This window comes from Leeuwenhoekiella parthenopeia (assembly GCF_020782115.1).
Lineage (GTDB): Bacteria > Bacteroidota > Bacteroidia > Flavobacteriales > Flavobacteriaceae > Leeuwenhoekiella > Leeuwenhoekiella parthenopeia.
Window position 1 is genome coordinate 283412 of record NZ_JAJGMW010000002.1, and the last position, 22961, is coordinate 306372.

Below are 22961 nucleotides of genomic sequence, written 5' to 3' on the forward strand. Positions count from 1 at the left end.
TTAGCCTTGAAAGTAGTGCCTGGATTCCTCCGTGGTTTCCACGAGGCAGTTTACTTTAGTTTGAGGCTTCGGCTTTTGCCAGTCTTTTCTCTTCTTCACGGGCTTTGCGCTTGTCTGCAAATTTTACCTTGGCACGATTGGTCAGATAAAACATCACCGGTACGATTACCAAAGTCAGGAAGGTCGCGAAAACCAATCCGAAAATAACCGTCCAGGCCAGTGGACCCCAGAAAATCACGTTATCACCACCTATGTAAATTCCCGGATCGTAATCGGTAAATAAACCAAAGAAGTCAATATTAAGACCTACCGCAAGTGGAATCAAGCCCAATACCGTAGTAATCGCAGTAAGCAATACCGGTCTTAGACGTGATTTACCTCCGGCAACCGTAAGTCTGAAGTATTCTTCACGGGTAAGATAATCTTCGTCTTCAACACCCAATTCTTCTTTTTTACGATCTATAAGAATCTGCGTATAATCGATTAATACAATCGCATTATTCACCACGATACCCGCAAGCGAGATGATACCCATCATCGTCATCAGAATTACAAAGTCCATCTGGAAGATGATCAGACCCAGGAATACCCCAACCAAACTCAGGATTACTGCCATCAAAATGATAATGGGTTTTGACAGTGAGTTAAACTGCGCAACAAGAATCAATAAAATAGATCCCATCGCAATACCCAGTGCCATCAACAGGAAATTAAGGTTGTCTGCCTGCTCTTCCTGTTCTCCGGTAAAGCTGTATGAAATGCCGGCCGGAGTATTGTAGCCGCTCAATTCTTCTTTAAGCTGACCCACAATCTCGGTGGCGTTGTAGCCCTGCTCGGTAAGCACGTTAGAATACAGGGTGATTACGCGTTTCAGTTCTTTTCGTTTAATCGCACTAAAGGCTGAAGATGCTTTTTTATCTACCAGAGCCGAAATAGGTACCTGAACAATTTGACCCTGATTGTTTCTAAAGGTAACGGGCTGATTGAACAGCGCGTTTTCATCGTAGCGGTACTCGTCATTAAAGCGCACATTGATCTCATAATCATCATCTCCCTCTTTATAAGTCGAAGCTTCTTCACCATAAACCGAACGTCTCAAAGTCTGTCCAATCGCGGCAGTAGAGATACCCAGTTGACCCGCTTTTTCACGATTAACCGTGACACCCAGTTCGGCCTTGGAGCGGTTTACATCAAGTTTGAGTTCTTCAATACCGCCTATGCCCAGATCTTCAATGTAGGTACGCATGTCTTCGGCAGCGAGAAGCATCTCCTCATAGTCCTCACCGCTTATTTCGATATTGATAGGATATCCTACCGGAGGACCGGCAGCATCTTTTTCCACAATTACCGAAGCTCCGGGAAATCCTTTTACCGCATTACGCACTTCACTAAGCACGGTGCTACTTTTTACATCCCGGCGCAGTTTAAAGTCACGCATAGAAAGCGTGATCTTACCTTTATGCGGCATCTCGTTGCTTTGCCCACCATCGGTTTGTGGGTTTCCGGCACCCTGACCCACCTGTGAGATGGCGCTTTCTACCATAAAGTTGTATCCATCAGGATCTTCATATTTTTTAATGGCGTCAAAAACACGTTGCTCAATTTCCTTGGTGAGGGCGTCTGTTTTTTCAATTGCGGTTCCTTCAGGATATTCGATGTACGTGATGATCTGGTTAGGTTCATTTTCCGGGAAGAACAGAACCTTCGGTTGCACGATACCAATTAGTATAAACGAAAGAACCAGCATCAGAAGGGTTCCGAAGAAAAACGCATAGGCCCGTTTTCCGCGAAGCGCAAACTTTAAAAAGCGCTCGTAGAAATTCTCCAGATCTTTAAGTGATTTGTACTGAAAGTAGCGCACAGCACGGGCAAGAAAATATTTGTAAGCCCAAAGTAATATTGCAAGAAGCAACATCAGGTTACCAATACCTCGCAGTCCGCCTGAATCGGTAATGAAACCGCTTACCAAAGCGATGATACCTACACCGGCAAGAATCAGGCTATAGCGTATCAATTTTTTCTTCGAAAGCTCTTCCTCTTCAGTTTTCATAAAACGTGAGGTAAGCATCGAGTTGATAATAAGCGCCACAAAGAGTGACGAACTCAACACGACCGAAAGGGTTATGGGGAAGTAAATCATAAACTTACCTATCGTACCCGGCCACAGACCCAGCGGGAAGAATGCCGCCAGCGTAGTCGCTGTTGAAGCGATAATAGGCCAGGCGATCTCGCCCATACCTTGTTTGGCCGCTTTAATGCGCGACATGCCCTGATCCATCAGGGAGTACACGTTTTCTACCACCACAATCCCGTTATCTACGAGCATTCCCAGTCCCATTACGAGACCAAAAAGCACCATCGTATTAAGCGTAAAGCCCAGCACCGAAAGAATAGTGAGGGACATAAACATCGAAAGCGGAATCGCAAAACCTACAAAAAGCGCGTTTCTAAAGCCCAAAAAGAACATCAGGACCACAACCACCAGAATCACCCCAAAGATGATGTTGTTTACCAGGTCATCAACCTGACTTTCGGTTTTAACAGACTGGTCGTTGGTAAGGCTTATCTTTAAAGATTCCGGGTAATAATTGGCTTCTTCCTCTTTTACAATTTTTTTGATCGATTCTACCGCTTCGATCATGTTTTTACCAGCTCGTTTTTTAACGTCGAGCATCACAACCGGCTTTCCGTACTCCCGGGCAAACGTGGTGGGGTCTTTTTCTTTAAAACGAACGGTAGCGATATCTTTCAGGAAAATGTTTCCGCCATCGCGCTTCACCACAATGTCATTAAGCTCCTCCGGATTCTCAATTTCGCCTAAAACGCGGATGTTTTTTCGCAAGCCGTCGGTAATTACGTTACCTGCAGAAATGGTGTTGTTTTCGGCCCTGATCGCATTGAGAATGTTATCAAAACTCACCTGCGAAGCCGTCATTTTATAAATATCAACAGCTACTTCAACTTCCTGTTCTTCGGCACCGCGTATGGTTGCTTCTTTGATCTGCGGAAGCAATTCAATCTTATCCTGAAGGTGCTCTGCATAATCTTTAAGCTGTTGCACCTGGAAGTCACCGGTTAGGTTGATGTTGAGAATGGGTTGTTCTTCTGAAATATTCAGGTCAAAGATGTTAGGCTCAACCTTGGCACCGTTATCGAGGGTAGGCCAGGTGGTCTCGGCTTTAACCAGATCAACTTTATCCTTTACCTTGGTTTTGGCTACGTTAACATCTACATCTTCTTCAAATTCTACGATGATGATGCTGTAATCCTGAAGGGTGGTAGAGGTAATTTCCTTAACCCCGCCTATGTCGTTAAATTCTTCTTCAAGAGGTTCGGTGATGAATTTTTCTACATCCTCGGCAGCATTACCCGGGTTTACCGAGCTTACGTAAATTTTGGTCTCAATTATCTCGGGAAACGCCTCACGGGGCATACTGTAATAGGCTGCAAGACCACTTATGAGAATGATGGCTGTAATTACATACACCGTCATCCGGTTGTCTATCGCCCATGACGAGATGCCAAATTCTTTATAATTGTTTTTTGCCATGTTACTGGTTGTTTGAATTTTGATTTTCTAAGGTCACTTCCTGCCCGTCTCTCAGGGTGCGTACCCCTTCAATAATAAGCTGATCTCCGCTTTTTAAGCCTGAAATAATTTCGACCTGTTTATCTGCGGTATAGCCTTTTTCGATCTGTACCTGTTTTGCAATAGCGCCATCACCTTGAGGTACGTAGATATAAGTAATACTGTAGCCGGCTGCATTTTGCTGAATGGTGTTTTCAGGAATTACAATAGCATTCTCTGAAGTGTAATCGTTAACCATAACGGTAGCAATAAGGTTTGGTTTGATCGCGCTGTCTGCGTTTGGCAGGGCCACTTTCACGTCGAAAGTCCGGTTATCGGGGCTTACAAAATTACCAACCTGTCTGATTTTACCCTCGTAGGTTTTGCCTATGGAAGCCAGTCTGATTTTTACATCGGTACCTTCGTTTACCTTACCCAAATAAGCTTCAGGGATCGAAGCGTTAACGTACATATCGCTCAGGTTTATAAGTCGGATCACCGGAGTCTGACCGGCATTTACTACCTGTCCCTGATCTGCGATAAGATTGTCAATCACACCTGAAAATGGAGCGGTAATCACGGTTTTGGAAATTCGGGAGCGCATCTGGTTTGTAGCCGCCTGCATAGCTTCGAAGTTTGTTTTAGCTTCCAGATAACTGATTTCTGAACCAATTTTTTGGTCCCAAAGACGTTTTTGACGCTCAAAAGTAGTTTTAGCCAAAGCAAGCTGAGCTTCCTGACGTGCAAGTTCGCTGCCCAAACCGCCATCATCTATACGGGCCAGACGCTGGCCTTTAGCAACGCGTTGGCCTTCTTTAACGTAAACCTGAGTCAATACTCCGGTATATTCGGGATAAAGCACGATATTCTGATCGGTTTCCACATTGCCCTGCACTTCAAAATAATGCTCAAACAAGGTATCTTTCAGGGTAGTTGTGGTTACCAAAGCTGCTTTTTTGCTGGTGTCCTTCGCTTCAATAGCCGCTGTAAGGGAATCAATGCTCACTTTAAGCTTGGATTGCTCCTGAAGCAATTCGGTTTTCTTGGCTCGCATCTCGTCAAGACTTCCGTTTTCAATAATATCTTCAACAGAGTCTTTTTTGTTTCCGCAGGAAACAATCAAAAGACTTAGCATGATGAGTGTAACTATATTTTTCATAAATGACAGGTGTATGATTTAATCGTTTTTTGGTTGATATATAGAGGTGTCCAGTACTTTTTCGAGAGCGGCTTTATTCGCGATAACTTCGTACATGGCTTGTAAATAATTTTGCTGAGCCTGATAGAGTTGGGTCTGGGCTTCGCTTAGCTCAAAACTGCTTGCAATACCTTCAAAGAATTTGATGGAATTCTTGTTTTCGATACGTTCTGCGAGTTCCAGATTTTTTTCCTGTGTGGCGAAATTATCAAGGGCAAACTGGTAATCGTTGCGGGCCGAAGCGATTTGCAGTTTTGCCTGATTGCGTGCCTGCTCCAGATCTTCAAGACTCTGCTGGTAGGCCATTTCTTTTTGCGCCGTACGCGCCGCGCGCATACCGCTGCTAAAAATGGGTACGGCAAGCGAAACTCCGGCGACCGACTGCTCAAAATAGCGTTGCTCATTGCTGAAAAAGGTAAACTCGTTGCTCGCACCGGCTGTTCCATAATTCACAAACGCGGTAAGTCTGGGGAGTGCTTTACTTTTCTCCAGCTTTACCTGAATATCTGCCAGATTAGCCTGATCCTGAGCAATCCTGAAATCGATGGTGTTCTCCGGGTCTACACTAGCTGCAAGCAGGTTGAGGTCATAATATTGCATCGCAAGATCCTGAAGTTGATCGGTCACGCGCAACTTGCTGTCAATGGGGATGCCCAATGTTAGTTTTAGCATATCATAAGCGATAGCGAGCTGGCGTACTGTATTATTCAGTTGGGTCTCCAGATCGAGTGCGGTGATTTGCAGTTGCTCAACGTCTTCTTCTTCGGTAAGTCCGTTTTCGAAGATCTTTTGTGTATCAAACAGGTTTTTATTTATAGTCTCCAGGTTTTTCTGAAGAATGCGTACGCTTTCTTCGGCCAGAAGCACGTTTCCGTAAGCTTCAATAATGCCCTGCTTGACTTCAAGATCTGTCTTGACCTTGGCATTTTCTGAAATTTGCAATAGTGTTTTCGCAGATTGAACCCCTACTATGTAGGACCCGTCAAAGATGAGCTGGTTCCAGGTAGCGGTAGCCGAAGCACTTTGCTTGGGGCTAAATTGCACCGGAGTAAAAGTTCCGGGGGCTGCATCCGGATCAAAAAATTGAGCAGGGATAAACGATGTAGGCTGAATGAGCTGATTTTGATAAGTGATTTCACCGCTTATCTGGGGTAAACCCTGAGCGATGATTTCCCATTTTTGTTTCAGTGCAATAGCCACGTCTGTTTGTGCATTTTTTGCACTGTAGTTATTTTCCAGACCATATATAATGGCATCCTGCAGACTCAGCGCGTAAGTCTCAACTGCCGTGCTGTCCTGAGCATTAGCAAAAAAGCCCAGACTTAAAAACAGGAGGAGAAATGTTGATTTAAATTGCATTAGTCTTCGTTTGATTGGATTAGGTTATTAAGAATTTTACGCCCTTCGGGGGTGACAATACCTCTCAGGTGATATTCCAGATAGGTTTCGTGCAGTTTGGCAGGTGCAAATTGCTCTATGGGAAATAGACTTTGATCTTTAATACCCGTGATTCCTAAAAAGTAGATTCGGGAAATAAATTCAGGATCAATATTTGTGCGATAGAGCCCTTTTTCAAGACCGTGATTTAGGTTTCTAAGCACACAACGTTGCATAAACTCATACTGGTCATTTTTAAGTTCATCATAGATAGCAGGATAATATTTTTGCATCTGTTGAATGGGATAGCTGCGCTCACCCTTCAGATAGTGCATCACATATTTTTTAATCTCATACAGTTCTTCTATGGGATTCATATGCTCACCTACAAGACATTCGATGGTTTGCTTTAAATCTGCAAGAATTTTTGAACCTACCTCGCGCACCAATTCGGTTTTATTGGTGAAGCTGGTATAAATCGTTTTTTTAGATATGCCCATATGTGTGGCGATATCGTCCATTGTTACACTTTTAAACCCCTGGGTTAAAAAAAGCTCGCTGGAATGTTTTAAAATTTCGTCTTTCATTGCCGTGCAAACCTACGGCGGAAACTTTAAAAACTAAAATAGTTTCCTCGGTTTATTCTACATTTAATATTTCCTTAACAAATCCTTTTAAGACCTTCTTTAAGTATTGTCGTTTGTGTTCGCTCAGAGTGTTTTATTTTAGCGGAAAATTAAATCGCGCATGCTGCCAATTGATCAATATACCCGTCTTTTTACCGACTATCTCAATCAAAAAATCACTGCTAAAGAGCCTAAAAACCTCTACGAGCCCATAAGTTATATCCTGCAGTTAGGGGGCAAACGCTTGCGCCCGGTGCTTACCCTGATGGCTACTTCGGTATTTGAAGGCGATTATAAAAAAGCATTGGATGCAGCGCTGGCCGTTGAGGTGTTTCACAATTTTTCATTGGTACACGATGATATTATGGATGATGCACCCTTACGTCGCGGGCAGGAAACCGTGCATGAAAAATGGGATATCAACACCGGTATTTTATCGGGTGATGCGATGCTGATTAATGCCTATCAGCTTTTTGAGAATTATGAGGGCGAAACCTTTAGAAAACTGGCCAAATTATTCAGTAAAACGGCCATTGAAGTCTGTGAGGGACAGCAATACGACATTGATTTTGAAAGCAGGGATGACGTCACCCTGCCCGAATATCTCAAAATGATTGAATACAAAACAGCCGTTCTGGTAGGTGCCGCTCTTAAAATGGGAGCGATCGTGGCAGAGACTACAGAGTCTAACTGCGAGCGTATTTACGAGTTTGGCCGCGACCTGGGCATCGCTTTCCAGCTTCAGGATGATTACCTGGATGCGTTTGGTGATCCGGAAACTTTCGGTAAACAGGTGGGGGGTGATATTATTGAGAACAAGAAGACATTCTTATACCTAACGGCTTTAGAAGATCTCGAGCCGGAGCAAAGTGTGCAACTTCGGCATTTATTTAGTGTAAATCCGCAGGATCCTTCCGAAAAAATAGAAACGGTTAAGCAATTATTTCAGGATTCTGGTGCTGCTGCTAAAATTCAGAAAGAGATAGAAGCCTATACCCATCGTGCACTGGGCGTTCTCGATACTATGGAAATCAAGGAGGAAGGCAAAGAGGTGCTGCGCAAATTTGCGCACGCGCTGATGCGACGCACGGTTTAAAGGTGGAAGCTATAGCGATTTTAGAGAAGGCAAAAGCCGGTGGTTTATATGATGCGTTGATCAGTCAACTCAATAAGGATTTTCTGAGAGCGGGTCTTTCAGAACAGTTTGATGAGCTTATAAAGCCGGAAGCTTTGGCGCGTAGTCTGCAGGCTACTCTGTACGATCAGATTTTATCTGATTTTGAAACCTACCTTACCCTGCTTTACACCATAGATGTTTCCGAAGCAAAAATCAAAGCTCTGCCGCCAATGGAGGTGCACGAACTTACCGGGGTCGTAAGTGCTCTGATTTTAGAGCGCGAACTTTTAAAAATTTCGTTTAAAAATAAACCCTGATAAAGGGTTGTATGGCACTGGCATAGATCCCGTTAGTGTCGTCAAACAGCAGGTTGTAGCGAGCACCAAATGTCATGGGGCCGCTGCGATAACCGGCTCCCAGAAATAGCGCGGTATTCCAAAAATCCCTGTTGCGGTTTCCGCCGTCCAGTTCCTGAATTTGACTTACGTATAACTCTTCCAGTTCGGCTGAAAGCTGAATCTGACTCAAGGGGTTGAAAAGTGCAATGACACTTCCTCCGGTTATCGAAGTCTTAAAAGCACCATTTTTGATGTACGAGTAACTCAGTCCGGGTCCCAGGGCAAAATATTCGTTGAAGTTGTAAATGGCACTGGGTGCGACGTTTAGGGCAAAATAATTGCTTCCAAAATTAAGCCCAAATCCACCCCCATATTGCACCCTGTCCCAAAAACCCGCCTCCAGCGATTGGGCTTTAAGACTCTCATTAGACAGGAATAAGCACAGCACAAATACAGAAATGAGGTTAAGAATTTTCATAGTTTACGATTAAGAAGACTCGGTATACGAAAAAATACGTTTTTTCTGGCGTTCCTAAATGTTAAGGATATGTATAAATTGAAAATGCAGCACCTAAATGGATGGTAAATATTGTATTTTTGCCCAATTATTGCTTAAAAAATCGACAGATTTAATATATAAAATGGATAGATTTTCATTTCTCAATGCAGCTAATACTGCATATTTCGCAGAACTTTACGATAAATACCTCCAACATCCTGACAGTGTGGAGCCTAGCTGGAGAGCATTTTTCCAGGGCTTTGACTTCGGTATTGAAGAAAGCGGTATTGTCGCAGACTTCTCTGACTCGCAGCCTGATGCAGCTCCTGCACATGAGGCAGTCCCCGATCGTTTACAAAAGGAATTTCAGGTTGTAAAACTTATTGACGGCTATCGTACCCGCGGGCATTTGTTTACCAAAACAAACCCGGTTCGCGAGCGTCGTAAATACACGCCAACTCTGGCTCTGGAAAATTTCGGACTCAGCCAGAGCGATTTGGATACCACGTTTTCAGCCGGTGAAATTTTGGGGATTGGCAGTTCGACCCTGAAAGAAATTGTAGCCCATCTTGAAAAGATCTATTGCGATTCGATAGGTGTGGAGTATATGTTTATCAGAAAGCCTGAAGAAATTCAGTGGATTCAGGATAAGCTTAACGTCAATGACAACCATCCTGATTTTTCTGCAGACACCAAGAAGAAAATCTTAAGAAAACTCAATGAAGCGGTTTCTTTTGAAACTTTCTTACATACCAAATATGTAGGGCAAAAGCGTTTTTCCTTAGAAGGTGGAGAGAGTTTTATCCCTGCTGTAGATGCGATTATTGAAGCAGCTGCAGACCGGGGGGTTAAAGAGTTTGTGATGGGTATGGCTCACCGGGGTCGTCTCAACACACTTACCAATATTTTCGGCAAGAACGCAAAGGATATCTTTAGCGAATTTGACGGTAAAGACTACGATCAGGAAGTTTTTGACGGAGACGTAAAATACCACCTGGGCTGGACATCAAGTCGCAAAACCGATAACGGAAAAGAAATCAATATAAACATCGCCCCAAACCCATCTCACCTGGAAACTGTGGGAGCTGTGGTTGAAGGTATTGCACGGGCAAAACAAGACCGTCATCATTTTGACAAGCCTAACGAGGTATTGCCTATCGTGGTGCACGGGGATGCTGCAATCGCCGGTCAGGGTATTGTGTATGAAATAATACAAATGGCACAACTGGATGGCTACACTACCAAAGGTACCATTCACATTGTGATCAATAACCAGATTGGTTTTACCACAAACTATCTGGACGCACGTTCTTCAACCTATTGTACAGACGTGGCAAAAACTACGCTTTCACCGGTACTGCATGTAAATGCAGACGATGCTGAAGCTGTGGTGCACGCCTCTCTATTTGCATTAGATTTTAGAATGGAATTTGGCCGCGACGTATTTATAGACCTGCTGGGTTATCGTAAATATGGGCATAACGAAGGTGATGAGCCTCGTTTTACGCAGCCTAAACTCTATAAGGCGATTTCAAAACACGACAATGCCCGGGATATTTATGCCCAAAAGCTTATCAAACAAGGCATAATCGATGAGAATTATGTGAGCAAGCTTGAAGAAGAGTATAAAGAGAAGCTCGAAGAAAAGCTTGAAAAATCACGTGAAGAAGACACAACGCGCATCACCGCAATCATGCAGGATGAGTGGGAAGGTTTTGAACCCGCCACCGAAGATGAGATGATGCAGCCTATAGATACGACTTACGATCTGGATGCCCTGACGGAAATAGCAGAGACCATTACTCAGCTTCCCGAGGGTAAAAAGTTTATGCGTAAGATCGTTAAGATTATCGAAGGGCGTCGCACGATGTACTTTGAAGATAATAAAATTGACTGGGGTCTTGCCGAATTATTGGCGTACGGTTCGCTGTTAAAAGAAGGTTTTGACGTGCGTATGACCGGTCAGGACGTAGAGCGCGGTACCTTCTCCCACCGTCACGCGGTAACCAAAGTAGAAGAAAGCGAAGAAGAAATCGTACTGCTCAATAACCTGAAAGGGAAGCAGGGTCATTTTTATATTTTCAACTCGCTGCTTTCAGAATACGGTGTTGTAGGTTTTGATTATGGTTATGCCATGGCAAGCCCACAAACCCTGCCTATTTGGGAAGCGCAGTTTGGTGACTTTAGCAATGGTGCGCAGATCATGTTAGATCAATACATCTCTGCCGCTGAGGACAAATGGAAACTTCAAAACGGACTTGTAATGCTTCTGCCTCACGGGTATGAGGGTCAGGGAGCAGAACACTCTTCGGCACGTATGGAGCGCTATTTACAGCTTTGTGCCGTAGATAATATGTATGTTGCAGACTGCACCACGCCGGCAAACTTTTACCATTTGTTACGCCGCCAGCTGAAAACCAATTTTAGAAAACCACTTATCGTATTTACGCCAAAGAGTTTGCTAAGACATCCTAAAGTGGTTTCTACGAAAGAAGAACTGGCAAACGGAAGTTTCCAGATGACGATTGATGATGATTCGGTTGATGTAGAAAAGGTGAAAACGCTGGTTTTCGTAACCGGAAAGTTCTATTACGACCTGCTTGCGCAGCGTGAAGAACTGGGCCGTGAAGACGTGGCTTTGGTGCGTGTCGAGCAATTATTTCCATTGCCTAAAAAAGAAATCAGAGCGGCTATTGAAAAATACAAGAATGCAGATGATGTGGTTTGGGCTCAGGAAGAACCGCGCAATATGGGGGCTTACGGGCACCTGTTGATGCATTTACCGGAGGCTCAGAAATTCAGAATTTGCAGTCGTAAATTTTATGGTGCACCTGCCGCAGGTAGTTCTGTACGCTACAAACGCAGACATCAGCGCGTTATTGACGACGTGTTTGACAAAAACTCAAATAACCAATAAAAAGATTTTTCGCTTTCGCGAAAGCATAAAAGTTAACAAAGAAGAATTATGGCTTTAGAAATGAAAGTCCCTTCACCGGGAGAATCGATCACCGAAGTTGAAATTGCCCAGTGGCTTGTAGAAGACGGGGATTATGTTGAAAAAGATCAGGCAATAGCCGAAGTAGACAGTGATAAAGCAACCCTTGAGTTGCCTGCAGAAGCAAGTGGTATAATTACCCTAAAAGCGGAAGAAGGTGATGCAGTTGCGGTAGGTGAAGTGGTTTGCCTTATTGATACCGATGCTCCAAAACCGGGAGGTGGTGACAAGAAAGCTTCAGGAGATGAAGGTAGTGGCGGTGATGCCGAAAAAGAACTTGCTAAAAAAGATTCTGAAAAAGCTGACACCAACGAAAAAGGTGAGGCTAAAAAAGAAGAGCCTTCAAAATCAAGCACTCCGTCTCAGTCTCAGGATAAAAAGAGCTACGCGACAGGAACACCTTCGCCTGCGGCTAAAAAGACCTTGGATGAAAAAGGAATTGATGCTAAAGACGTTAAAGGAACCGGTCGTGATGGTCGTATTACCAAAGATGATGCGGTAAACGCCAAGCCTTCTATGGGTACTCCGGGAACCGGAAGCCGTGGAGAGAGCCGTTCTAAAATGTCTATGTTGCGTCGTAAAGTAGCAGAGCGTTTAGTTACCGTGAAAAACGAAACCGCGATGCTTACTACCTTCAACGAGGTAGATATGTCTGCTATTTTTGCGCTTCGCGAAAAATATAAAGAAGACTTCAAGTCTAAGCACGGTGTAGGTCTTGGCTTTATGTCCTTCTTTACCCTGGCTTGTGTGCGTGCTTTAGATATGTACCCTGCTGTAAACTCGATGATCGACGAGAAAGAAATGGTGTCTTTCGACTTTAAAGATATTTCAATTGCTGTATCAGGACCAAAAGGACTTATGGTGCCGGTAATCAGAAATGCCGAAAACCTCAGTTTCCGTGGTGTGGAGTCTGAAGTGAAGCGTTTGGCTTTACGCGCCCGTGACGGTCAGATCACCGTTGATGAGATGACCGGTGGTACCTTTACCATTACAAATGGTGGAGTATTTGGCAGTATGCTTTCTACACCAATCATCAATCCTCCACAATCGGCTATTTTAGGTATGCACAACATCGTAGAACGTCCTATCGCTAAAGATGGGGCTATCGCAATTGCACCTATTATGTACGTTGCTCTTTCTTACGATCACCGTATTATTGACGGGAAAGAATCGGTAGGCTTTTTAGTTGCTGTTAAAGAAGCGCTGGAAAATCCCGAAGAATTGTTGATGGATAATAATGTGCTTAAAGCTCTTGAACTTTAAGTTTAGGCATAGCATTTAATAAAAAACGGGGTCTCAATTTGAGACCCGTTTTTTATTTACTTGAGTATGGTTATAAACCTACTTGCGCTGTTGTGGCCTATTTGTCCGTAGCCATTAGTGGTACGTGCGTGAGCGACAACATTAAAGGAATAGGCGCAGGTAACCGGCGGTATGTAAACACCGCTTGACGGAGCCTCGAGGTTATTAGCGCCCTGCCAGAGTGCGATACCCGAATCTGCGTGCGTTGCACTGCGCAGGCTTTGCGTATGACCCTCGCCGTATTTTGCATATACATTATAGCTTAGCAAATTACCCTCACCGTCATAAGCATCAAATTTGACTTTAATACCACCGGTTGTATTACCATTTAGATTTACAATTCCGCAGGCGTTTACCTGCTGGGATCCGTGCATTATGGCGTCAATGCTTACCTGTGGCACATTATTGTCAATATAAAGAGTCAATGTTTGAATAGCATTTGAAACTTTTGAATATGTTCCCGAGCCATACGAGTAAAACTCCACCTGAAATTGATGTAAACCGGTTGCTAAAAGTCTGGAATCAAACTGCATCAGTAAATCATCTATCGAAAAATCATAGCTCGACGGGTTGTACAAGAAGTAATATCCGTCGCTGTTTGGTGCAATGTTTACCGGGATGTAGTTCGTGTCTACAAGGCGGTAATTAGTCCATCCTGAAGTGAAGTTTTCAAAACTTCCGCTGGTTCCTTCTCTGTGTAGAACGCGGTAATATTGCGAGCCGGCCATATCAGATACAGCCTGCATTTTAAGGCGGTTTCCGATAAGGTTGAGTGTTCCGCCAAAGGCGTGATTATTTGTTTTTACATAATAAGTGCTTGCTGTTGTCGCCCTTCCTGTAGTCGTATCTATTTGGGTAGCAGGGATGAGTCCAACACTTCCAATTTCGGGTCCTTGTAAAGACTGCGCGATAGTAGGTTTTCTCGAAAACTGAATACGATGCAGATTGCTGAACGAGGTGTAAAAATTTGCCGGAGTATCGTAGTTGAGATTAGGAGCAGAAGAATGAATACGTAAACCAAAAAAAGTATAGGGCAAATACCACCAGGTCGCCAGGCTAACATTGAGTTCGCTGAGGTCTAATTTCAATTTCCAGATGCGGTGAGGCGTTGTCGAATTTGGTGATGCGCCAAAGTCGTATCTGCAAGCCGAATCAGAAGGAGTGTTGAGTAAGCCTGTCCAACGGCCGGGTCCTAAGTACAATTGCTTACCCATCTTGTTGGGTTGATTAGGGTAAACTCCGTAATTGATATCACTATTAGGGGTTATAGCGCGATTGCGGTTGGTGTCAAAAGTGAGCCAGAAATAATCGCCGGTACCGGGGTCGTTTTGAGTGTCTTCAACGAAATCAACGGCCATATATAAAAATTCTGCATCATTCTTTGCCCAAAGAAATCCACCGGGAATTTCCATCTGATTTTCATAAGAGCCGGTCCATACTTCATCATTCAAAGACTCGGTAAGGTCTAAGGGCTCGGGAGCCCAGCTAGATTGTAGTGTTGCCATTTGCTTGTATTTTTTATGAATAGGGAAAGTAGCAACTTCAAAATCTAGTTAAGCAGGGTAAAATACTGAAATTCAAGGGGTTTTTGATGCTTTGGTCGTTGGGGTTTTATCTCTGAAATGTAAAGGGGATTTAAGAAGTGCCTTGTAGGGCTTCTTCAATCAACTTTCTAAGCTCTTCTTCAAAGGGTATATCTGTATGGGTTCTCCCCGCCTTCCGATACCAGTATTTCGCATTCCAGTCGTCGCCTTCCACCCGGTGCAGATGTGCGTGAATAAGGCTACCCATTGTGGTGTGCAGGTCCTGAGCGATATCGTGAGAAGCTTCCCAATCTCCTTTGGCCATAAACCAAAGTGCTTTTAAAGATTCAGGCCAGTTTGCGGCTGGTTTTGAAGTTTGAAGTGAATCTTCAAATTCGGCATAGGTCTCGGGTATTTTCATAAGCTTTCAGCTAAATTTTAAAATGCTTAAGATAACCAAACCCATATCAAAAGACTAATTCCTATTTTTGATGTTCTGAATTTTTCGAACCAAACACATTCCATATATGTCCACTCAAAAACGTCTTTTTCTGCTTGATGCCTATGCTTTGATTTTCCGCGGGTATTATGCGCTTATTAAAAACCCAAGGGTAAACTCAAAAGGCCAGGACACCTCGGCGATTATGGGTTTTGTCAATTCGCTTTTTGATGTAATTAAACGCGAGAAGCCCGATCATCTTGCGGTTGCTTTTGATAAAGGCGGAAGCTCGGAGCGTGTAGAGCTGTATGAAGACTATAAAGCCAATCGGGACGAAACACCCGAAGCGATACGTATTGCAGTTCCTATCATTCAGCAGATTCTTAAGGCGATGCATGTGCCCTGTTTGGAGATTGAAGGGGTAGAGGCAGATGACCTGATTGGTACGCTGGCCAAGCAGGCCGAGAAAGAAGGCTATCAGGTTTTTATGGTAACTCCAGATAAAGATTATGCGCAGTTGGTGTCTGAAAATATCTTTATGTACAAACCGGCCCGAATGGGGAATGGTATTGAAATTTGGGGGATTCCTGAGGTTCAGAAAAAGTTTGAGGTGGAGCGTCCCGAGCAGGTGATTGACTATTTGGGAATGATGGGCGATGCGTCTGATAATATTCCGGGATTACCCGGAGTAGGCGACAAAACCGCAAAGAAATTCATCAAAGAATATGGCGGACTCGAAGGTTTGCTGGCCAATACCGATGATCTTAAAGGTAAGATGAAAGAAAAGGTGATCGAGAGCGCCGAGCTGGGTAGACTTTCCTACAAGCTGGCGACGATTATGACCGATTGTGACGTGAAGTTCAATGCAGAATCTTTCGAACTCTCAAAACCGGATGCCGATAAGGTGCAGGAGATTTTTGACGAACTCGAATTCCGAAGACTTAAAGATCAGTTTATCAAGATATTTTCCGGCGAAGCCGATAGCGATACAGGTGCCGCTGTAAGCAATACCGAAACGGCTAAAAAACTGGTTTCTTCTTCTGAAAAAGCTGCCGCCGCAGGAGCCGGGCAATACAATCTGTTTGCAGACGGAAGCGATGGGATGGAGATCGAAGAACGCAATACCCGCAAGACGATTAAGGATACCGAGCATTTTTACCAAAGCGTCGCTCCGGGAATGGGGACCAAGCTCTTTTTGAAGAATCTAATGAAGCAAACTTCGGTGTGTTTTGATACCGAAACGACTGATCTCGATCCGCTACAGGCCGAGTTGGTAGGACTTGCATTCAGTTGGGAAAAAACCAAAGGATTTTACCTTCCATTCCCGGCTGAAAAAGAGGAAGCTCAGGCTTTAATTGAAGAACTACGCCCGTTTTTTGAAGACGAAAACATTGAGAAAATAGGCCAAAACTTAAAATACGACATCAAAGTTCTGGCAAAATACAACGTGGAGGTCAAAGGAAAACTCTTTGATACCATGATTGCGCATTACCTGATCAATCCCGATATGCGTCACAATATGGACGTGCTGGCCGAAACCTATCTCAATTACACTCCGGTTTCTATTGAAGAACTCATTGGTAAAAAGGGTAAGAATCAAAAGTCGATGGCAGACGTGCCGCTCGAAGAGCAGACCGAATATGCGGTGGAAGATGCAGATGTGACGCTACAGCTCAAAGAGCATTTTGAAAAGGAACTGGGCGAGGCTAATACGCAAAAATTGTTTAACGAGATCGAAATTCCACTTGTGCAGGTACTTGCCGATATGGAGCTTGAAGGAATCAATCTCGATGAAGCATTTCTCAATAGTCTGGCGGAAGAACTTAACAATGATATCCTTTCGCTGGAAGAAAAGATCTACAAAGAAGCAGGCGAAGAGTTCAATATCGGTTCGCCGAAGCAATTGGGTGAAATCTTATTCGACAAACTTAAACTGGTAGATAAACCGAAAAAAACACGTACGGGACAGTATTCAACCGCTGAAGATGTATTGTCCTATCTGGCTCCCGATCACGAGATCATTCAGCATGTGCTGGATTATCGCGGACTTTCAAAATTGAAGAGTACCTATGTAGACGCCCTGCCCGAACAGGTAAACCCTAAAACCGGCCGCGTACATACCGATTATATGCAGACGGTGGCAGCAACCGGGCGTTTGAGTTCAAACAATCCCAACCTGCAAAACATCCCAATCCGTACTGAGCGCGGGCGGCAGGTGCGTAAAGCCTTTATTCCGCGCAATGAAGATTATGTCTTGCTCGCTGCCGATTATTCGCAGATCGAATTGCGTATCATCGCAGCCCTAAGTCAGGAAGAGACGATGATGCAGGCTTTTAAAAATGGCGAAGATATTCACACTTCAACCGCGGCCAAAGTGTTTAATGTACCTATTGACGAAGTGACCCGCGAGCAGCGTAGCAATGCCAAGACGGTAAATTTTGGTATTATCTATGGGGTTTCGGCTTTTGGGCTCAGCAATCAAACCGATTTATCCCGAAGCGAGTCAAAAGATTTGATTGACACCTATTACAAGACCTATCCCAAATTACGCAATTACATGAGCGAGCAGGTAGATTTTGCGCGCGAAAACGGCTATGTTACCACGGTGCTAGACCGTCGTCGCTATTTGAAGGATATCAACAGCAACAATGCAGTGGTGCGTGGTGCCGCAGAGCGAAACGCCGTAAACGCGCCCATACAGGGAAGCGCTGCAGACATCATCAAAATCGCGATGATCAACATCCACAGGAAACTTAAAGCTGAAAAACTACAGACTAAAATGTTGCTTCAGGTGCATGATGAATTGGTCTTTGACGTCTACAAACCCGAATTGGAACAGGTAAAAGTCATGATCAAATCTGAAATGGAAAACGCCTTTAAGATGGATGTGCCTTTAGATGTAGAGCTGGGTGTAGGGGAGAACTGGCTTGAGGCGCATTAAGTCTTGAAAGCGATAAAAATTAAAACCCGCTTTAGGTATCTAAAGCGGGTTTTTTGGCTAGTTCAAATTTATAATCTCAAAATCTTTGTGAGACTACCACCCTGGATTTTGTTGAGCAGCAAGGGTAGGGTTATTGTTGATTTCCTGCTGAGGTATTGGCCACAGAAAGCGAAAATCATTATACGGTACAGGATCTACTCCATAAGGACCGTTGTAAGCTGTGCCTAAGGTGTAAGAAGCGGCAGGTGGAGTTCCATTAGCAACTTTTTGAGGAATACCGGCGATAGGAGCCAGATCATCTTTTTGCAAACGATGAATATCTGGCCAGCGTCTTCCTTCCATTACAAATTCAATTCTTCTCTCAGTTATGATGGCATTTACCAAGGCCGCAGGAGTTGCAAAATCAGCAGCCACATAAGCTTGTGTAGCCGGGTCTGCCAAAGAACGGTTTCTCACACGGTTAAGAGCAGTTAGAGCATTGCCTGAAGCATTGGTTCTGGCATAGGCTTCAGCCATGTTAAGAAGAACTTCGGCATAACGAATTACAGGAGAGGGATCAGTGTAATTCACAGGATCTTTATATTTATTAGTATACTTAACTCCAGATCTTGTGGTAATTAAGGTACCTTCTTCACGTCTTAGATCATCGGCAAGCCAGGAAGGGTTCCTCCAAATAATGGGGCTAATTACAACCAGTCCACGACGGTTATACTGTGAGGCTAATGCGGCATTCACTCCGGGATTGTTTACAGCAGAATTTTCAATTGAAAAAATAGATTCTGTATTCCCGTATCCGCCAGCAAAAGGCCCATTAGGTGTGTCTGTAAGGCTAAATCTAGAATTGAGCTTTACACCCTCTTGAATTACCATTGGCCAATTGCGCATATGCAGATAAGCTCTGGTTTTGAAAGCTATTGCAGCTTCTTTGGTAGCGCGGGTAATAGCCTGACGTGCGTCTGCACGATCACCTGCGGCAGGAAGAGCAGCTTCGGCATCATTTAAATCCTGAATAATACGCTGATAGCATTCTGCAACTGTATTACGACCTTGAGCTTCAGCAGCTGCTAAGGTTTCTATACTGTTAATTGCGAAATCACGATAAGGAACGCCCAAATGGCTTGCATCCGGAGTGTCATTATAAGGTCTGGCAAAATGGAACAAGAGCTCTAAATGTCCTGCAGCTCTTAAAAATTTAGCTTCGCCTGTGTAAATTTGGGCAACTTCAGGAGTCAAAATTTCATTTTCCAATGCTCTAGCAACACCTTCAATCACAATATTGGTACGGTTAATCATTCGATAGGTGTCACTCCAGTAAAACACGTTGTTTGCAGTTGTAGGGTCATACGTTGCCGTATAGGTTAATTGGTAGAATGTAGCTACGTTTACCACATCTTCCCCACGATTGTCACCCTGTTGTACAAAGGCGGCTCCAAAAGGGTAACCTCTTCCCTGTCCGTTATAATCTCCTCTTTGAGCACCATTATACATACCGGTTACCGAAAGTGCCACTAGATCAGCAGTTGAAAAGGCTGCATTTTCTGAGATGTCATTGTACGGCTCTAGATTAAGCAAGTTGTCGTCGTTACAACCTGCCAAAACAAGCAGCAATCCTATGGCGACAGAAATACTTTTTAATTTATAATTCATTTTCGTTATTGTTTTATTTCTTTTCATGATGTTGATTTTTAGAATCCAACGTTAAGTCCGAACGAGAATACACTAGACCTTGGTGTTCCGTTCAGATCAACCCCAGCAGATTCCATTTCAGGGTCTAACCCGGAATAGTCTGTGATGATCCAAAGGTTTTGTCCTTGCAGATAAAGCCTAAATCTGGAAAGTCCAAGTCTTTCTATAGTCTCAGTAGGGAAGGTATAGCCTAAAGTGATGTTGTCAAGTTTAATAAAATCTCCATCTTCCAAGAACCTTGAAGTAGCTAAAGAAGTGAGGTTTGTAGTCGTGTTTGTGCTGGCATACAGTCTAGGTGTCCACCCATCTCCGGGGTTTTCAACACTTTGCCATCTTCCTAGTATCTCAGTGCTATTATTGGTAAAGTTTTGGTTTAATAAATCTCTGCGTGTAGCATTGAAGATCTTGTTACCTCCACTAAATCTAAATAAAAAGCCTAAATCAAAGTTTTTGAAGTTCATATTTGAATTAAAACCTCCGAAGTATTTCGGAAGCGATTGTCCTAAAACAACGCGATCATCAGCAGCGCTTAGAGAAGAAGCTTGAGAAACGTCTGCGGGGTTGTTGGGGTCAAATACTGCATAAGAGGCCCCGGGTAAGAGTCCCTGTACCAAGCTACCATCTGCTTTATAATAAACAGGGTTTCCATTCTGTGGGTTTGTACCGTAGTAACGTATTCCATAAATAGAATTAATAGGTTCGCCTTCTCTCACAATTGTATTAGTGCTAATTCGGTCAGCGCCATCAACAAGAGTTATAACTTCGTTGTCTATAAAAGAAACGTTGGCTGATACTTCCCATTTAAAAGCGTTATCAAGTAGCCGGGCAGTAGCGGCAAATTCCAATCCACTGTTCTCAATATTTCCAATATTTGCATTATAACTGTTACCAGGGATACCGAAAGACTGTGGAGTTTCAACCTGAAGAATAAGATCTTCTGTTTTATTTATGAAATAATCCGCTGTAAGTGTAAATCTGTTTTGAAATAGTCCTAAATCAATACCTCCATCATATTTAATGCTAGTTTCCCATCTTAAGCTATTATTTCCAAACTGACTGTAAGCTATACCATTATTATCTGCATAACGAGCTGGGGAATACAGTCCGAGGTATGGATAATTGCCTATGTCAACATTTCCTACTTTTCCATAAGATCCTCTCAGTTTAAGATCTGTAATAACATCGCTGTTTTTTAAAAATTCTTCGTTGCTCATAGTCCATCCAAATGAGGCTCCGGGAAAAGTACCCCAACGGGTTGTGGTAGGTAATGAGGATAAACCGTCTCTTCTAAGAGTTCCCTGAATATAATAGCGCTGTTTGTAATTATAGTTTAATCTGCCGGCAAAGGAAATGAAGCCATTTTCAGTCAAGCCACCGCCAGATCCCTGGACGCCATATGAACCACTTACTAAAGCTTTACCGAAAAATTCATTACTTAAATCTGTTCCTGTAGCAAAGAAGCTTTGATTTCTTTGTTTTTGGTATTCGCTAACAGCTGTAAAGGATACATTGTGAGCCTCTGCAAAAGTTTGGTTATAGCTCAAAATATTTTGCCAGTTCCAACGGGTTAAATCAGTATTATTGCTTTGAACACGCCCGTTTGAACCATTACCATCACCATGAATTGGGCTCCAGAAAAGGAAGCCATTTGTGTTGGCTTTATCAATACTTACCTGAGTTCTAAAATTAACGGATGATATAGGTTTAATATCTGCATATACATTACCGATTAAGCGGTTGATTTTTGAGAAATATTCGTTATTCTCGATGGCAAAAATAATATTTGGAATGTTGTCACCTACTGTTTCCAGGTTTGAACCACGTCCCATGCGGTCAGGAAATGTGTCATCTAAATTATATCCCGTTGGGTCGTTAGGATCATATGGAGATACGTTAGGGTGCTGACGGGTAGCATTGAAAATATTTCCTGATAGGGAGTTGGTTCCGGTATTCAGCCCAAAATATTCAGATTGAGTAAGTCCAGCATTAACGCCTACAGATACCCAGTCCTTGATTTTTTGTTCCAAATTTGCGCGGTAGCTAAAGCGTTTAAATTCGTTAGGTCTGGCAATACTTTCCTGTTCGGTATAGCCTATAGATAAATAGTATTTTAAAAATTCTGTACCTCCGGTAAAGGAAAGGTTATGATCTTGTTGGAAAGCGTTGTCGTTCAAAACCAGATCCTGCCAGTCTGTATTGAATTCTGTCCCGGCAGCCCAATCAGACTGTCCACGATTGGATCTTTTTTCGTTTGAAATGGTCACAAAATCATTTGCTCCCAATAAACTAAATTTATTAACAGGTCTTGCAAAGCCGGTTGTCATGTTGTAATTGGTAGCAATGCGACCTTCTTTTCCTTTTTTGGTGGTGATAAGAACTACTCCATTTGCTGCGCGTGAACCGTAAATCGCTGTTGCAGATCCGTCCTTGAGAATTTCTATAGACTCAATGTCGGCTGGGTTGATATCTCCAAGGGCGTTATTTGATGCATAACCTCCAAGATCGCCGGTGTAAATAGGAACTCCGTCCACTACAAATAATGGGTATGTACCTGACGTGATCGAAGCTATACCTCGAATTCTAAAACGAGGGGTTTCCCCAATAATACCAGATTGCGTGGTTACCTGCACACCCGCAGCGCGGCCAGCTAGTTGCTGATCAAAGCTTGAAGTCACCAAATTGGAGATGTCTTCTCCTTTTACCTGAGAGATTGATGCTGTTAAGTCTCTTTTGCGCTGAACACCGTAACCTACAACAACAACTTCATCAAGCGCTTCGGTGTCTTCTTGAAGTGTTACGTTTATTAGGTTTTGAGCGCCTACAGTGGTTTCCTTTTTTTCAAAACCAACATAAGAAAAGACAAGCGTTTGACCTGATTCTACCTGGATCGAATAGTTTCCGTCAAAATCGGTTTGTGTTCCGCTAGTGGTGCCTTTTACAACTACACTAACTCCCGGGAGGGGCATACCGGTAGCTGTTGTAACAGTTCCGGTAACGGTTTTTTGTTGAGCAAAAGCTGCCATACTTAAGCTGAACAAAATCATAAAAAATAAATTTTTTATCATTTAATATTAATTTTGGTTATAAATCGGAAATTAAGTTAAATGATTATTAAATAATCAGTCAGGTGTATTATTACTGAATATTCATAAAAATTGATTTCGATATTTTGGTTTTTTAATAATAATTATTAAAAAAGCCTTTTTTTTTAATGAAATTTCAATAATTAATAATTAGTGTATTGATAACACTTTTGTGTAAAGGGATGTGTTTTTGGCTTTTTTTTGAAGAAATTGAATACATCGGTAGTCTAAATGTTGCAGGCTCTTTCTCACTAGTGTTTTTTTGGAGG

Annotated in this window: 14 protein-coding genes; 5 read left to right on the forward strand and 9 right to left on the reverse strand. The window is 43.1% G+C overall.

The window, feature by feature from the left end:
* Nucleotides 1-55 precede the first annotated feature (55 nt).
* The 4 genes from LLW17_RS02425 to LLW17_RS02440 are packed head-to-tail and all read right to left on the reverse strand — an operon-like array spanning nucleotide 56 to nucleotide 6664.
* Nucleotides 56-3550: an efflux RND transporter permease subunit gene (locus LLW17_RS02425; protein WP_228228674.1), complete on the reverse strand. Its 3495-nt coding sequence runs from the start codon at nucleotides 3548-3550 to the stop codon at nucleotides 56-58.
* 1 nt (nucleotide 3551) lies between these two features.
* Nucleotides 3552-4727, reverse strand: coding sequence for an efflux RND transporter periplasmic adaptor subunit (locus LLW17_RS02430; protein ID WP_228228675.1), 1176 nt, complete (start codon nucleotides 4725-4727; stop codon nucleotides 3552-3554).
* A gap of 18 nt (nucleotides 4728-4745) precedes the next feature.
* A complete protein-coding gene (locus tag LLW17_RS02435) occupies nucleotides 4746-6125 on the reverse strand; it encodes a TolC family protein (RefSeq protein ID WP_228228676.1) in 1380 nt (459 codons plus the stop codon).
* On the reverse strand, nucleotides 6125-6664 hold the full coding sequence (locus tag LLW17_RS02440; RefSeq protein ID WP_350355190.1) for a TetR/AcrR family transcriptional regulator: 540 nt from the start codon (nucleotides 6662-6664) through the stop codon (nucleotides 6125-6127). The genes LLW17_RS02435 and LLW17_RS02440 overlap by 1 nt, the downstream gene beginning before the upstream one ends.
* A 226-nt stretch (nucleotides 6665-6890) precedes the next feature.
* Here LLW17_RS02440 and LLW17_RS02445 point away from each other — a divergent pair, with 226 nt between their 5' ends.
* Complete coding sequence (locus LLW17_RS02445; RefSeq protein WP_228228678.1) at nucleotides 6891-7865, forward strand: polyprenyl synthetase family protein; 975 nt, start codon at nucleotides 6891-6893, stop codon at nucleotides 7863-7865.
* 2 nt (nucleotides 7866-7867) lie between these two features.
* Nucleotides 7868-8203 carry a hypothetical protein gene (locus LLW17_RS02450; RefSeq protein ID WP_228228679.1) on the forward strand — a complete coding sequence of 112 codons (336 nt, stop codon included), beginning with the start codon at nucleotides 7868-7870 and terminating at the stop codon, nucleotides 8201-8203.
* Here LLW17_RS02450 and LLW17_RS02455 read toward each other — a convergent pair.
* Nucleotides 8187-8702, reverse strand: a complete 516-nt coding sequence (locus LLW17_RS02455; protein ID WP_228228680.1) for a hypothetical protein — start codon at nucleotides 8700-8702, stop codon at nucleotides 8187-8189. The genes LLW17_RS02450 and LLW17_RS02455 overlap by 17 nt on opposite strands.
* A 163-nt stretch (nucleotides 8703-8865) precedes the next feature.
* On the opposite strand from LLW17_RS02455, the gene LLW17_RS02460 reads away from it, so the two are divergent.
* Nucleotides 8866-11640: a 2-oxoglutarate dehydrogenase E1 component gene (locus LLW17_RS02460; RefSeq protein ID WP_228228681.1), complete on the forward strand. Its 2775-nt coding sequence runs from the start codon at nucleotides 8866-8868 to the stop codon at nucleotides 11638-11640.
* 48 nt (nucleotides 11641-11688) lie between these two features.
* Nucleotides 11689-12981 (forward strand): 2-oxoglutarate dehydrogenase complex dihydrolipoyllysine-residue succinyltransferase, encoded by a 1293-nt coding sequence (gene odhB / locus LLW17_RS02465; RefSeq protein WP_228228682.1) that lies wholly within the window; start codon nucleotides 11689-11691, stop codon nucleotides 12979-12981.
* Nucleotides 12982-13037: 56 nt separating this feature from the next.
* Here the strand turns inward: odhB and LLW17_RS02470 are convergent, their stop codons facing one another.
* Nucleotides 13038-14525, reverse strand: a complete 1488-nt coding sequence (locus LLW17_RS02470) for a hypothetical protein (protein ID WP_228228683.1) — start codon at nucleotides 14523-14525, stop codon at nucleotides 13038-13040.
* A gap of 130 nt (nucleotides 14526-14655) precedes the next feature.
* Entirely contained in the window at nucleotides 14656-14964 is a 309-nt protein-coding gene (locus LLW17_RS02475) for a hypothetical protein (protein WP_228228684.1), read from the reverse strand.
* Between the two features lie 106 nt (nucleotides 14965-15070).
* On the opposite strand from LLW17_RS02475, the gene polA reads away from it, so the two are divergent.
* On the forward strand, nucleotides 15071-17923 hold the full coding sequence (polA, locus tag LLW17_RS02480; protein ID WP_228228685.1) for a DNA polymerase I: 2853 nt from the start codon (nucleotides 15071-15073) through the stop codon (nucleotides 17921-17923).
* Between the two features lie 93 nt (nucleotides 17924-18016).
* On the opposite strand, the gene LLW17_RS02485 is transcribed toward polA, so the two are convergent.
* On the reverse strand, nucleotides 18017-19570 hold the full coding sequence (locus tag LLW17_RS02485) for a RagB/SusD family nutrient uptake outer membrane protein (protein ID WP_228228686.1): 1554 nt from the start codon (nucleotides 19568-19570) through the stop codon (nucleotides 18017-18019).
* Between the two features lie 38 nt (nucleotides 19571-19608).
* Nucleotides 19609-22674: a SusC/RagA family TonB-linked outer membrane protein gene (locus LLW17_RS02490; RefSeq protein WP_228228687.1), complete on the reverse strand. Its 3066-nt coding sequence runs from the start codon at nucleotides 22672-22674 to the stop codon at nucleotides 19609-19611.
* Between the last annotated feature and the right edge of the window lie 287 nt (nucleotides 22675-22961).

What these genes read in the sequence shown, in the direction of transcription:
- LLW17_RS02425 (WP_228228674.1), bottom strand. Translation starts at nt 3,550, where the DNA reads ATGGCAAAAAACAATTATAAAGAATTTGGCATCTCGTCATGGGCGATA.
- LLW17_RS02430 (WP_228228675.1), bottom strand. Translation starts at nt 4,727, where the DNA reads ATGAAAAATATAGTTACACTCATCATGCTAAGTCTTTTGATTGTTTCC.
- LLW17_RS02435 (WP_228228676.1), bottom strand. Translation starts at nt 6,125, where the DNA reads ATGCAATTTAAATCAACATTTCTCCTCCTGTTTTTAAGTCTGGGCTTT.
- LLW17_RS02440 (WP_350355190.1), bottom strand. Translation starts at nt 6,664, where the DNA reads ATGGACGATATCGCCACACATATGGGCATATCTAAAAAAACGATTTAT.
- LLW17_RS02445 (WP_228228678.1), top strand. Translation starts at nt 6,891, where the DNA reads ATGCTGCCAATTGATCAATATACCCGTCTTTTTACCGACTATCTCAAT.
- LLW17_RS02455 (WP_228228680.1), bottom strand. Translation starts at nt 8,702, where the DNA reads ATGAAAATTCTTAACCTCATTTCTGTATTTGTGCTGTGCTTATTCCTG.
- LLW17_RS02460 (WP_228228681.1), top strand. Translation starts at nt 8,866, where the DNA reads ATGGATAGATTTTCATTTCTCAATGCAGCTAATACTGCATATTTCGCA.
- odhB (WP_228228682.1), top strand. Translation starts at nt 11,689, where the DNA reads ATGGCTTTAGAAATGAAAGTCCCTTCACCGGGAGAATCGATCACCGAA.
- LLW17_RS02470 (WP_228228683.1), bottom strand. Translation starts at nt 14,525, where the DNA reads ATGGCAACACTACAATCTAGCTGGGCTCCCGAGCCCTTAGACCTTACC.
- LLW17_RS02475 (WP_228228684.1), bottom strand. Translation starts at nt 14,964, where the DNA reads ATGAAAATACCCGAGACCTATGCCGAATTTGAAGATTCACTTCAAACT.
- polA (WP_228228685.1), top strand. Translation starts at nt 15,071, where the DNA reads ATGTCCACTCAAAAACGTCTTTTTCTGCTTGATGCCTATGCTTTGATT.
- LLW17_RS02485 (WP_228228686.1), bottom strand. Translation starts at nt 19,570, where the DNA reads ATGAATTATAAATTAAAAAGTATTTCTGTCGCCATAGGATTGCTGCTT.
- LLW17_RS02490 (WP_228228687.1), bottom strand. Translation starts at nt 22,674, where the DNA reads ATGATAAAAAATTTATTTTTTATGATTTTGTTCAGCTTAAGTATGGCA.